General features: G+C 57.6%; 11 protein-coding genes. All 11 read left to right on the top strand.

Annotated features, from left to right (window positions below):
- Positions 1–29 precede the first annotated feature (29 nt).
- The 11 genes from BQ7114_RS03120 (at position 30) to BQ7114_RS03070 (ending at position 13568) form a co-directional block, all read left to right on the top strand.
- On the top strand, positions 30–1016 hold the full coding sequence (locus BQ7114_RS03120) for a bifunctional riboflavin kinase/FAD synthetase (protein WP_072344708.1): 987 nt from the start codon (positions 30–32) through the stop codon (positions 1014–1016).
- 162 nt (positions 1017–1178) lie between these two features.
- On the top strand, positions 1179–1448 hold the full coding sequence (gene rpsO / locus BQ7114_RS03115) for a 30S ribosomal protein S15 (RefSeq protein ID WP_034508030.1): 270 nt from the start codon (positions 1179–1181) through the stop codon (positions 1446–1448).
- Between the two features lie 202 nt (positions 1449–1650).
- Entirely contained in the window at positions 1651–3966 is a 2316-nt protein-coding gene (locus BQ7114_RS03110; RefSeq protein WP_072341826.1) for a polyribonucleotide nucleotidyltransferase, read from the top strand.
- Positions 3967–4072: 106 nt separating this feature from the next.
- Positions 4073–4711: a hypothetical protein gene (locus BQ7114_RS03105; protein WP_072341824.1), complete on the top strand. Its 639-nt coding sequence runs from the start codon at positions 4073–4075 to the stop codon at positions 4709–4711.
- A gap of 42 nt (positions 4712–4753) precedes the next feature.
- On the top strand, positions 4754–6076 hold the full coding sequence (locus tag BQ7114_RS03100) for a M16 family metallopeptidase (protein ID WP_072341821.1): 1323 nt from the start codon (positions 4754–4756) through the stop codon (positions 6074–6076).
- Between the two features lie 45 nt (positions 6077–6121).
- Positions 6122–6862 (top strand): 4-hydroxy-tetrahydrodipicolinate reductase, encoded by a 741-nt coding sequence (gene dapB, locus BQ7114_RS03095; protein ID WP_072341818.1) that lies wholly within the window; start codon positions 6122–6124, stop codon positions 6860–6862.
- A gap of 14 nt (positions 6863–6876) precedes the next feature.
- Positions 6877–7452, top strand: a complete 576-nt coding sequence (locus tag BQ7114_RS03090; protein ID WP_072341815.1) for a GNAT family N-acetyltransferase — start codon at positions 6877–6879, stop codon at positions 7450–7452.
- A gap of 74 nt (positions 7453–7526) precedes the next feature.
- On the top strand, positions 7527–8420 hold the full coding sequence (dapA, locus tag BQ7114_RS03085) for a 4-hydroxy-tetrahydrodipicolinate synthase (RefSeq protein WP_072341813.1): 894 nt from the start codon (positions 7527–7529) through the stop codon (positions 8418–8420).
- A 40-nt stretch (positions 8421–8460) separates the two neighbouring features.
- A complete protein-coding gene (locus BQ7114_RS03080; RefSeq protein WP_072341810.1) occupies positions 8461–10152 on the top strand; it encodes a ribonuclease J in 1692 nt (563 codons plus the stop codon).
- Positions 10153–10160: 8 nt separating this feature from the next.
- A complete protein-coding gene (locus BQ7114_RS03075; protein ID WP_072341807.1) occupies positions 10161–11108 on the top strand; it encodes a PfkB family carbohydrate kinase in 948 nt (315 codons plus the stop codon).
- A 33-nt stretch (positions 11109–11141) separates the two neighbouring features.
- Positions 11142–13568, top strand: a complete 2427-nt coding sequence (locus tag BQ7114_RS03070; protein WP_072341805.1) for an FtsK/SpoIIIE family DNA translocase — start codon at positions 11142–11144, stop codon at positions 13566–13568.
- The last annotated feature ends 3 nt before the right edge of the window (positions 13569–13571 follow it).

Raw genomic sequence — 13571 nt, 5'->3', positions numbered from 1 at the left:
TTTTTGGGAGTTGGCTTTAACTCATGGTGATGAGTGTGTGGCGCGGTCTTGCACAAGTACCCAAGGGATTGCGCACGATTGTAACGATTGGAAATTTTGATGGCGTTCATCGGGGGCACCAGCAGCTGATTCGTATGTGTGCGGATCTGGCAGGCAAGAAGGACGCGCTCGCAGTTGCTATCACCTTCTTCCCGCATCCGGTGCAGGTGCACTGTCCGGGGCGCAATCTGAAGCTCATCACCACGCTGGTAGACCGCTTGGACGCGCTTGCCGGATACGGTATTGATGCAACACTGGTACTCGACTATAACGAGGCGCTCTATTCGCAAACGCCGCGCGAGTTTATCTCAAGCATTAGTAAGGCTCTGGGTGTGCAGGGCATTGTGGTTGGCGAGGATATGAAGTTCGGTGCCGGTAATTCTGGCAACATCTCAACCTTGCGAGGCCTGAGTGAAGAGTTCGGCTTCGAAGTGATTACGCTTCCCGACATCGTCGATGAGAATGGCGCGCGCTGGTCTTCTTCCTGGGTGCGTGAGCTGTTACAGGAGGGCGAGGTGGCCGAGGCCGCTCGGGTTCTTGGGCGTCCGCATAGGATTCGTGGCGTTGTGAAGCACGGACATAAGCGGGGGCGCGAGCTTGGTTTTCCAACTGCAAATTTGGAGGAAGACTGCGACGGCGTGATTCCAGCTGACGGGGTATATGCCGGCTGGCTTACTCGCCAGGTGGCGGATGCGCCCGCAGGCGTGTTCTTGCCGGCGGCGATCTCGGTGGGCACGAATCCCCAGTTTGATGGGAATCATCGCACCGTTGAGGCGCACGTGCTTGGCCGCTCGGATTTGAACTTGTATGGCGAGAAGATCGCGGTTTCGTTTGTTAAGCGCCTGCGCGGCATGAAGAAGTTCGATTCAGTGGAAGAACTCCTTGAACAAATGGATGAGGACATTCGCGAGTCCGCATCCGTTCTGGGCGTAGCAGTTGCGGGCCGGGTGGATCCCAGCGCTGTTACGGCCGGTTAGGTGTCTAATATCACGGCGTAAAAGGCGCAGAATCTAGGGCCTGCGCCAGATGTTGACCAGACGCATGGTATCGTAAAGGTTGCCGTGAATCGGCCACGGACGCGTTATGCCCGGGTGAACAGGCCCCGGAGCGCCGTGCAACGAGATTATTAAGGAGAACCCATGGCCCTTTCTAAGGATGTCAAGGAACAGATCATCAAAGAGTACGCAACTCACGAGGGCGACACGGGTTCGCCCGAGGTCCAGATCGCGCTCTTGACGCAGCGTATTCGTGACCTCACTGAGCACTTCAAGACGCACAAGCACGATCACCACTCCCGCCGCGGTCTTATGCTGCTGGTTGGTAAGCGTCGTCGTCTGCTCGGCTACCTAGCCGATGTTGATATTGAGCGTTACCGCGCGCTGATTGCCCGTTTGGGTCTGCGCCGATAGCGTTTGGTGGCCCGACTCCCGCAGGGAGCCGGGCCTTCTTTTCCATATTAGGACATTTTGGCGCGAATAGCGCCCGATATTTTGAAGATAGTTGGACTGCCGCTTGGAGCGCGGTCCTCGGTAGTGGCTCCCGGAGCTTGTTTTCCGTGGGTCTCAATCGAAGGCCGGTCCGGGGCAGTCTCTAGTGAAAAGGAGATTTCCCATGATGGAGGGAGATGACATCACCGCAGTCGAAACCGTGATTGATAACGGTAAGTTCGGCAAGCGTGTGATTCGTTTTGAGACGGGCCGTTTGGCTCGCCAGGCCGCAGGCTCCGCGCTTGCGTACTTGGACGATGAGACCACGATTCTGTCGGCCACGACGGTTGGTAAGCACCCGCGCGACCAGTTTGATTTCTTCCCATTGACGGTTGACGTTGAGGAGCGCCAGTACGCGGTTGGTCGCATCCCGGGTGGTTTCTTCCGCCGCGAGGGGCGTCCGGGCGAGGAAGCCATTTTGGCTTGTCGTCTGATTGACCGTCCGCTTCGTCCCGCGTTTGTGAAGGGCCTGCGTAACGAGGTGCAGGTTGTGGGAACCGTGCTGGCTGTGAACCCGCAGGATCCCTACGATGTTCTTGCGATCAACGCCGCCTCGCTGTCCACGCAGATTTCGGGTCTACCGTTCTCTGGCCCGATCGGAGGCACGCGCCTGGCTTTGATTGATGGCCAGTGGGTTGCGTTCCCGCGTTATTCCGAGATGGAGCGTTCCACGTTCAACATCGTGGTTGCAGGTCGCGTTGTTGATGGCGATGTTGCAATCATGATGGTTGAGGCCGGTGGCGGCGACTCGATGATCGACCTCATCGAAAATGGTGGCACCACTCCGACGGAAGATGTTGTTGCTGACGGCCTTGAGGCCGCGAAGCCGGTGATCCGCCAGCTGTGCGAAGCACAGCGTGAGATTGCGCAGAAGGTTGGTAAGGAAACCGTTGAGTTCCCGCTGTTCCTCGACTATCAGGATGAGCACTACGATGCTGTTAAGGCTGCTGTTGAGGCTGATCTGGCCGAGGCTCTCACGATTGCAGAGAAGCTTAAGCGCGAGGATCGCATCGACGAGATCCAGCAGAAGATGCTTGAGGATCTTGCCGACAAGTTCGAAGAAGAGGAAGAGAAGGACCTAAAGGCTGCCTTCCGCGCGATCGAGAAGGAGCTCATGCGTGATCGCGTGCTGCGTCACGGTCAGCGTATTGATGGACGTACTCCCAGGGAGATCCGTTCGCTGGCAGCCGAGGTTGAGGTGCTTCCGCGCGTTCATGGTTCGGCTCTGTTCCAGCGCGGCGAAACCCAGATTATGGGCGTTACCACGCTGAACATGCTCCGCATGGAGCAGCAGCTGGATAATCTGTCGCCGCTACAGTCCAAGCGCTACATTCACCACTACAACTTCCCGCCGTACTCCACTGGCGAGACGGGCCGTGTGGGCTCGCCGAAGCGCCGCGAGATCGGTCACGGTGCACTTGCGGAGCGCGCCCTCGTTCCGGTTATTCCAAAGCGTGAGGATTTCCCGTACGCGATCCGTCAGGTGTCGGAGGCGCTTGGCTCGAACGGTTCGACCTCGATGGGTTCGGTTTGTGCGTCCACGCTGTCGCTCCTGCAGGCCGGTGTGCCGTTGCGTGCCCCGGTTGCGGGTATCGCAATGGGCCTCATTACCGGTGAGGTTGATGGTGAGCAGAAGGCTGTTACGCTAACCGACATTCTCGGTATTGAGGACGGCTTTGGCGACATGGACTTCAAGGTTACCGGTACTCGCGATTACATCACGGCGCTCCAGCTCGACACGAAGCTTGACGGCATCGATTCGCAGGTGCTCAAGGAAGCATTGGCGCAGGCTCGTGAGGCTCGCTTCGTGATTCTTGACCTCATCAACCAGGCTATTTCCGAGCCGGATGAGATGTCGCAGTTTGCCCCGCGCATTATTTCGGTTCAGGTTCCGGTTGACAAGATTGGAGAAGTCATTGGCCCGAAGGGCAAGATGATCAACCAGATTCAAGAAGACACCGGCGCGGACCTCACCATTGAGGATGACGGCACGGTTTACATTGCTGCCGAGACCGGCGAGGCCGCAAATGCAGCTCGTGACATGGTTAACGCCATTGCAAACCCGCAGCTTCCAGAAGTTGGCGAGCGCTACGTTGGCACGGTCGTTAAGACCACTTCGTTTGGCGCGTTCGTTTCGCTCACGCCGGGCAAGGACGGCCTGCTCCACATTAGCCAGGTACGTCGCCTAGTAGGTGGCAAGCGCATTGATTCTGTTGATGATGTGCTTTCCGTTGGCCAGCAGATTGAGGTTGAGATCGCTGAGGTTGATGATCGCGGCAAGCTTTCGCTACACGCGGTTATTGAAGGCGAAGCGGCCGAGGCCGCCAATCAGAGCGAAGAAGATGGCGAACAGCGCGAAGAGAAGCGCTCGGAGCGTCGTCGCTCGAACAACAACCGTCGTCGCCCCCGCACGCGTACGCGTAAGGGCCAGGAAGACTAGTATTGTCCAGCGAAGCGCGGGGAGTGCCGGTGCATTCCCCGCGCTTTGTTTATGCCGCTTTTGATTTTCTATATGCTTGGGCTTGTAGTCTCGATTGGAGGGCGAAATGCGCCGTTATACTGATTTTTTTGTGATGCTTGCACTGTTGGTGCTAGATTTCTTGGTCGCAGTGATCATGTGGAACACCGTGGACGATACGTTAAATCCTAGTTCGGCATCGCTGGCGTACATGATCATGAGCCTGACTCTGATTGCGATTCCAGGCATAGCAATGGCCGGCGGGCTAGCTCTTGGAAGGGCCACGTGGAATTTGGCGCCACGCTCGTTCTATCTGGTGGTGCTGGTGGGCGCGGGTCTTGCAGCAGGCCTAACCTGGGTCGCCTCGTTGGCACTGGCAGGCGCAGATGTGGTGGTTTCTCTTGGCAACGCAGTTTTTGCGATGGTCGTACTGGCGGTCGCATCATTGGTTGGCTTGATTCTGGGTCTGACGGGAGCTGTCCCAACAGCGAAGGTACTGGGTGCGTCGTTGAAAGAGTCCGCTAAGGGTGATGAGACCGCGAGCTCGGTTGCTAAAGCGCCTGCAGCCTCCCCGAATCGCGAGATCGTTGATCCGGCAGATCAGAATGAGAGCGGTGCTACGCCGCGCATGCAAACTCCGGGAACAGCTGCGAGCGCCTCGCCGCGCAAGGTGATTGGCGGGGATGATGAGGCGGTAGATCCAGTTGAGGACAAGCCGAGCCTGTAGGCGTTGAAGTATCAGTTGTAATAGTTGGATAGGATTTCGCGGGTGCTTGAGGATTTTGATCTTCCGCTGGTTTCTTCTGCCGATGGGCGCGCATCGATCACGTTGCTTGACGATGAGACTTTGATTCAGCGAACGATTTTGCCTGGCGGTGTTCGCGTTTTGTCCCAGCACGTACCGGCGCAGCGTTCCGTTTCGCTGTCGGCGTGGTGCCCGGTGGGCTCTCGTGATGAGCAGCCTGCGCAGGCGGGATCTACGCATTTCTTGGAGCACCTGCTGTTCAAGGGCACGCCCACGCGCTCGGCGCAGGATATTGCGAATGCGTTTGACGCGGTGGGTGGCGAGTCTAACGCGGCAACAACGAAGGAATACACGTACTACTGGGCGCGGACATTGGCGGAGGATTTGCCGATGTCTGTGGCAGTGCTGATGGACATGATGTCTTCATCTTTGCTGGATGAGGCCGAGTTTGAGCGCGAGCGGGGCGTGATTCTAGACGAACTAGCGATGGGTAACGACGACCCGGTTGAGATCGTGCATGAGAACTTCGCGCAGGCGATTTATGGCGATCACCCCCTGGGTCGCCCTATAGGTGGTTCGATTGAGACGGTTTCGGCTGCTCAGCGTGATGCAGTGGTGGGTTACTACCACGAGAAGTACAGGCCGTCCTCGCTTGTGATCGTCGCGGCGGGAGCTGTTGATCACGCGGAGCTGTGCGAACTGGTTGGCGGAGCGCTAGCTGAGGCGGGCTGGAATTTAGATCCGGCCGCGGTGCCTGTGTCTACGCGCATCTCTAATCAGCCGGCACCGGTTTTTGAAGTTCGCGAGGTTCAAAGGGAAAAGCCGGGGGAGCAGGCTCACGTTCTTCTGGGTGGCCGTTCAATTACTGCTAATGACGATCGCCGTCCGGCGATGGCCGTGCTCCTGAGCGTTTTGGGCGGGTCGATGTCCAGCCGATTGTTCCAAGAGATCCGCGAGCGCCGCGGGCTTGCATACACTACGTATGCGTTTGACACGGCGTACGTCGACTACGGCCACTTTGGGATGTATGCGGGTTGCGCGCCAAAAAATGTGGATTTGGTGGAGCAACTCATGCGTGAGCAGCTGGAAGATCTTGCCACTGCCGGCCCAACTGATGCAGAGCTCGCCCGAGTGAAGGGGCAGTTGCGTGGGGCGATGGCACTTGGATTGGAAGATTCTGGTGCTCGCATGGCGCGTTTGGGGCGTGCCGAGGTGGTTCACGGCAGGTTCATCCCGCTGGAGCTCACTCTGTCGCGTATTAATGCGATCACGAGCGGCGACGTGGCTGATCTGGCTCAGTTCTTGCTGGATCAGCCCGCGTGCAGATCCGTTGTGATGCCCATTTAGTGGCCTGTTGTCGAGGAAGTTTGGGCATAAAGATAGGGTGTTGTCATGGTTAAAGTTGCGGTGATTGGTGCAAAGGGCCGGATGGGCTCGACTGTGTGTGCAGCGGTCGAGGCTGCCCCGGACTTGGAGGTCGTGGCCAGACTTGATGCGGGCGACGCAGTTGACGAGCAGTCGCTTGACGGAGCTAGCGTGGCTGTAGTATTCACGGTTCCGAGCGTGAAGTTGCAAAACGTTCTTGACCTGTTGGCTGCGGGGGTTCACGCGGTGGTAGGCACGTCCGGTTGGACAGATGACGAGCTGGATCAGGTGCGCGCGGCTCAGCAGTCGAGCTCCGCGAACGTGTTTATTGCACCGAACTTCGCTCTGTCGGCTGTTTTGGCGATGGAGTTCGCTGCAAAGGCTGCGCCCTTGTTCGAGTCGGTTGAAATCGTGGAGATGCACCATCCAAATAAGGTTGATGCTCCCTCGGGCACTGCGGTTGCAACCGCGCAGAAGATTGCGCAGGCGAGGAGGCACGCAGGCTGTGAGCCAATGCCGGATGCGACGCAAACCGACCCGCAGGGTGCACGCGGCTCGCGCTACAGTGGCGTGCCGGTGCATGCTTTGCGTTTGCGAGGAATGACGGCCACCGAAGAGGTCCTCCTGGGTAATCCCGGTGAAGTGCTAACCATCAGAACCGACTCTTTTGACCGTGCGTCATTCATGCCGGGCGTGTTGCTAGCCGTGCGCAATATTGCCGATACCCCGGGCGTAAAGGTTGGCCTGGAGCATTTGCTTGACCTGTAGATTGGGTACGAATTTTGGATAGGTTTCACCACAAGAGCGCCCTCAATGCGGACCGGTCGGTGCGTCCAAGCACTGTGGACGACGCCCCTGCGATTGCACGCATCCAGGCTGAAGGGATGCTGGAGTCGTTGGCGCAGGGCATTGATGGAAAGCTTGATCCCCAGGTTGGCGCCGTGCTGAATGAGGGGGCCATGGCGGCCACATGGAAGAAGTCGATAGCGTCTCCTCCCGCGCCCGGATTTAGGATCCTCACAGCGTTGGATTCCCACCTCGTGGCCGGTTTTGCAGGGGCTGTGCCTGCCGAGCCTGTACCGGGTGTAGAAGGGTTGGACGAGCCGGGCATCGAGATCATCGCGCTGGAGGTGGATCCTGATCATAGGGGAGAGGGCCATAGGTCGAGGCTCTTGGCGGCGCTTTCAGATTTAGCACAAGACGATGGTGCGAAGAATATCCGCGTGTGGATTGTGGCGGGGGATGGCCAGAAGATCCGTTTCTTTCAGGAGGCCGGTTTTGGGCCGGCCGGCATTTTACGCAAGCTGGAGGTTGGCCCACACCGCGTGGTTGAACACCTGTGGTGGGCAAAGTTTTAGCCAATCATTCTAATCTTCGGTTCAAGTAGCGGACACGTGCTGGCTTTCAAAACTGTGATGGCTAGCATGGCATTATGAGCGAAGTTAAGCACCCGATTGGTCAGCAGTCCGTAGCGATGGTCACGCCGTTCCACGAGGACGGCTCTTTGGATATTGATTCCACGCAGCGCCTGGCAAAGCACCTGGTTGATTCAGGCACCGACTGTGTTCTCATTTCCGGTACTACCGGCGAGGCTCCCACAACGTATCAGCCGGAGAAGAATGATCTGACTGATGCGGTTGTTGAAGCCGTGGGTGAGCGCGCATTTGTACTTGCAGGTGCGGGGTCAAATGACACGGCTCACGCGGTGCGTATAGCGGTGAATGCGCAGGAACACGGTGCGGATGGACTGTTGGTGGTCTCCCCGTACTACAATCGTCCGTCCCAGAGGGGTCTGCGCGCGCACGTTGACGCAATCCTTAGTGAAACCACGCTTCCCGTGGTCCTCTATGACATTCCGGGACGCACCGGCCTCGCGTTTTCAGATGAAACGTTGGACTACTTTGCGGCCAATGACCGTATCGTCGCGGTGAAGGATGCCACGGGTAAGCCGGAGCAGGCGATTAAGCGGATGAACCGCACGGGGATCGCCTACTACTCGGGTGATGACGGCTTGAACTGCATGCTGATGGCGCAGGGGGCTTCGGGCATCATTTCGGTAGTTGGCCACGTTGCGGGTGCTTTCTTCAGGCAACAGATTGATGCGATTAACGAGGGCGATGTTGCTACGGCAAGGAACATCCAACGCTTGCTAACGCCGCTCATTGATTCGATCATGGGTGGAGGTCAGGGCGCCGTGATGGCAAAGGCCGCGTTGCACATGATGGGGATCATCGAAAGCGATCGCTTGCGTTTGCCGCTCGTTCCCGCCTTGGATGAAGAGCTAGACCGCATGCGCCGCGCGATGGAGGATCTGGAGCTTTTGTGAGTGGATAGCCGCCTCGGCTAACTCGTGGCACAATTGAAGCATGATGTCTTTATACGATGCTCTTCCGAAGCCACCGAATCTAGAACCTGATACTTTACGCGTTGTTCCTTTGGGAGGGCTAAAGGACATCGGCCGTAACATGACGGTTTTTGAGCTGAACGGACAGCTTCTGATTGTTGATTGCGGCGTGCTGTTTCCTGAAGAGATTCAGCCGGGCGTGGATCTGATTTTGCCGGATTTCAGTTACATTGAGGATCGCCTGGATGACGTTGTGGGGTTGGTGCTAACTCACGGGCATGAGGACCACATCGGCGCTGTCCCGTACCTGCTGAAGCTACGCAACGATATTCCAGTTTACGGTTCTGAGCTGACTCTTGCCTTTGTACGTCCCAAGCTGGATGAGCATCGGATTGAGGGATTCAATCTGAACGAGGTTGCTGAGGGCGATCGCGTGAAGCTCGGCGGATTCGACCTTGAGTTTGTGTCGGTTACGCACTCGATTCCAGACGCCCTCGCGGTGTTTATCCGTACGACGGCGGGTACTGCCTTGATTACCGGCGACTTCAAGATGGATCAGCTACCTCTCGACGGTCGTTTGACGGATTTGCGCGCATTCGCCCGATTTGGAGAGGAAGGCGTGGACCTGTTCCTGGTTGATTCAACCAACGCGGAGGTGCCTGGTTTTGTAACTCCCGAGCGTGAGATTGGTCCGGTACTAGAGGATGTATTCCTGCATGCCACGGGGCAGATAGTGGTGGCCTCGTTTGCGTCTCACGTGCACCGCGTGCAGCAGGTGTTTGACGCCGCCGTGATGACGGGCCGCAAGGTCGCACTGATTGGGCGGAGCATGGAACGTAACATGCGGATCGCTTCCGAACTTGGATTCTTAGATATTCCCGATGATGTGATTGTCACCAGCAAGCAGATCGCGCAGCTCGAACCCGAGCAACGGGTGTACATGGCTACGGGATCGCAGGGTGAGCCGATGGCGGCCCTAGGGCGGATTGCGCGTGGCACACACCGTTTTGTGGAGGTAGGTCCCGGCGATACGGTGGTATTCGCCTCCTCGCTTATTCCGGGTAATGAGAATTCTGTTTACCGCGTGATTAACGGGCTTACCAGACTGGGTGCAAAGGTGGTGCACCAGGCAAACGCGAAGGTTCACGTGTCGGGCCACGCTGCGGCAGGAGAGCTCCTGTACTGCTACAACATTATTCAACCGAAGAATGTTATGCCGATCCACGGCGAGGTTCGCCACCTGGTTGCCAATGGCGCCCTGGCGGTGAAAACCGGTGTGCCGGCAAGCAACGTGATGCTAGCTGAGGATGGCGTGGTGGTCGACCTGAAAGACGGGGAGGCCAGCGTGGTTGGCGCTATTCCTTGCTCCTACATTTACGTGGATGGGCGCAGTGTGGGCGACCTGGATGAGTCCGAGCTACAGGATCGCCGCGTCCTCGGATCTGAAGGTTTCATCTCAATCTACGCGGTTGTGGATCTGGAACACGAAATGATTTTGTCCGGCCCAACTATTAAATCGGTGGGAATGGCCGAAGAAGATTCCGTATTTGAGGAGATCGAACAGGACGTTAAGGATGCGCTGGCTACCGCGCTCGAAGATCCTGAGGCTGACACGTACTCGTGCCAGCAGGCCATGCGCCGTGTGATTGGACGCTGGGTGGGGCGCAAGTTGCGTAGGCGTCCAATGATTGTCCCCGTTGTAGTAGAGCAGTAGGAGGGGCCTTGGCGCGCTTTTTGTCAACTGAGCCGGTGGTTTTGAACCTGCCGATCGCTATTGAAAAGCTCCCCGAGCGCGGCTCTATGATCCCCGCGCGTTCGGCACTTTCCAGCCCGGGTGGAGGGTACCTGGGCATGGTTGCAGTGGCGAACATGGGTGTTGTTACAGGCATGTTGTCAATGCTTGGCACAGGCCCGAACTCCTACATGATACGCAAGGATCTTGAAGGAAATGGGGTTCAGGTTTTGACCAGCGAAGTGATGGGTGACATTGGCGTGTCAATCCAGCTGGTTGAGGATGAGGGTGACAACACGGTCATAGTTTCCGCAGGCGTAGAATCTGACCTGCAACTCGATCAGATTGAGCAGATCGAGCTGGAAGATGGCGACGTCCTACTCGTGCACGGATCGGTGATAAGCGGTGGCGAAGCCGGGCAGCGTTTCGCAAGCTGGGTGAACAGTATTGATCCGAAGGTGAAGGTGGTGCTGGCTCCCTCGCCAATGATCGACACCATCGAATCGCATTTGTGGGAGCCGATGCTTCAGCGCGCCGACGTTTTGACCATGAACCTGCGCGAGGCCGGCCTCCTGCCGCGGATCCTGAAGCAAGCTGATCCTTCGCGCATGTTGGAAGACTACTTGAAGCCGGATTGCGTTCAGGTCACGCGAATGGGATCCCTCGGTTGTCAGTACCGCGAGGGTGTGGCTGGTCAGTTGAAACAGGTGCCGGCGTACGCAACGCAGTCGGTGGATACCTCTGGTGTGGGTAACGTGCACATCGCGGTGATGTGCGGCGCTTTGGTGCGTGGCCAGGACATGCATCGCGCACTCTCAATGGCAAACGCCGCTGGTGCCGTGATGGTCTCGCACGCCTATGCGTTCCCCGTGCCAACAATGCGTGAGATTGCCGACGTCATGACGTTCGGTGGGGATAATGGCGGCGAGTCGTCTTAGCAAAAACCGTCGTTGCGATAGCGTGGAATTACTATGCCTAAGAGTCCAGCATCAAATCGCGGGGGCAGTTCCGCGCGTAAATCAAATAAGGCTAAGAAGTCAGCGACCTCGAGCCGTTCGCCTCTGATGGAAATGTTCATTTCTATGGGGCGGGGTGTGGCGAACGCGTGGCGCGGCTTCTTGTCGATTGATGCGCAGTTGCGCCGCGATGGCCTTGCGTTCGTGCTACTTGCTTTGGCTGCGGTTTTCGCGCTTCGCGAGTGGTTCCATATTTCCGGTAGCGCGGGTGCCTTCCTCCACCACGTGGCGGCGGGTGCCGTCGGTATTTTCTCGGTGGTAGTGCCGATTGCGCTCGTGTGGTGGGCCGTTGAGCTCTTCCGTGCCCGCACGCATAACCGCTTGCCGCACCGGTTTGCAGGAAGTTTAGGAGTATCGATCGCTCTAACCGGCCTCGTGCATGTAACTAGCGGAAATCCGCGGATACAAGATTTCAATTTGATTGAAGAGGCCGGCGGCGTGCTCGGCTGGTTTATGGGGTATCCGCTGGCAACACTGCTGTCTGCCTGGGGCGGGGCAATCATGCTGTTGTTGCTGTTTGCCTATTCGATTTTGGTGTATACGCAAACGCCGGTGAAGGAAGTCCCGCAGCGGATCCAGTCCCTCTTCGACCGGATTTCGCGCCGGAGCGAAGGTGACAAAAAGAACGGCCGAATCGACTCTTACGACGCGGATGAGCCGTTTGTTAGCCCCAACGTTTCTTCGCCGGACCTCGAAGCATTTGAGGAGTCGCAAGAGTCCGACTTCTACGAGGAGTCTCCGTCTTACGAGACGCAGCTCATCGAACCGCAGGTCTACGAGAGCGCGGATGAAACGACCCTCATGCCGGCTGGCTCCAATGATCTTCCCGCCACAACCGCGATGGAGCTGGAAGACGGTGCGGTTTATAACCTTCCCTCCGATGATCTATTGATTAAGGGCCCGCCGCACAAGAAGCGTTCAGCTGCGAACGATTGGGTTGTGGGGGCGTTGCAAAGCACGCTGGACGAGTTTGGCGTGGACGCGAGGGTCACTGGTTTTTCGCGCGGTCCAACGGTTACCAGGTACGAGGTGACGTTGGGCGCGGGCGTGAAGGTGGAGCGCATCACGCAGCTGGAGAAGAACATTCGCTACGCGGTTGCTTCTTCGGAGGTACGCATTCTGTCGCCTATCCCCGGTAAGTCAGCGATTGGCGTGGAGATTCCAAACACGGATCGAGAGACCGTGGCACTCGGTGACGTTCTCCGGTCTGGCGCCGCCCGTAGTGACGACCATCCGCTGGTTGTTGGCGTTGGTAAGGACGTCGAAGGTGGATACGTGGTCACCAACATCGCCAAGACTCCGCACTTGCTGGTCGCAGGCGCTACCGGTTCGGGTAAGTCTTCGTTTGTTAACTCCATGATCACGTCGATTATGATGCGCGCAACCCCTGCCCAGGTGCGCATGATTTTGGTTGATCCTAAGCGTGTGGAGCTCACCATCTACGAGGGTATTCCGCACCTCATAACGCCGGTTATCACCAACCCGAAGAAGGCGGCAGAGGCCCTCGAATGGGTGGTGAAAGAGATGGATCACCGCTACGACGACCTCGAAAAGTTCGGATTTAAGCACGTCGATGACTTCAACAAAGCCATCTTGGCTGGGCAAGTGGAGCTTCCGGCAGGCTCAGAGCGCAAACTTGCGCCCTACCCATACCTACTCGTTGTGGTGGACGAGCTTGCCGACCTCATGATGGTGGCCCCGCGCGATGTTGAGGCCTCGATTCAGCGAATCACGCAGCTGGCACGTGCCGCAGGTATCCACCTCGTTTTGGCCACGCAAAGGCCTTCGGTAGACGTTGTTACCGGCCTTATCAAGTCGAACATTCCATCACGTCTGGCGTTCGCCACGTCCTCAATGCAGGATTCGCGCGTCATTTTAGACCAAGGCGGTGCTGAAAAACTCATCGGCAAAGGCGACGCCCTCTACCTTCCGCAAGGGGCAGGCAAGCCAAAACGCGTGCAGGGCGCGTGGGTGACTGAATCGGAGATTCGCGACGTTGTCGAACACGTCAAGGAACAGATGAAGCCCGTCTATCGCGAGGACGTCATTGTCCCTGCGAAGAAGCGCCAGATTGCGGACGACATTGGCGACGACCTCGAAGATCTGCTGCAGGCGGCAGAACTTGTGATCTCGACTCAGCTTGGTTCTACTTCGATGTTGCAACGCAAGTTGCGGATTGGCTTTGCGCGCGCTGGCCGCTTGATGGATTTGCTGGAGTCACGCGAAATTGTGGGTCCTTCAGAGGGGTCAAAGGCGCGTGAGGTGCTGGTACCCCCAGAAGAGTTGCCTCGAGTGTTGGCCATGCTGCGCGGCGAGGACGTTCCAACCGATACTATTGAAGAAGAATCAGAGGATGCCTGGGAACTGACAGGTAGAGCGTAGGAG

It is taken from the genome of Actinomyces urinae (assembly GCF_900119695.1).
Taxonomy (GTDB): Bacteria; Actinomycetota; Actinomycetes; order Actinomycetales; family Actinomycetaceae; genus Gleimia; species Gleimia urinae.
This window is presented reverse-complemented; position numbering and strand designations above follow the sequence as displayed.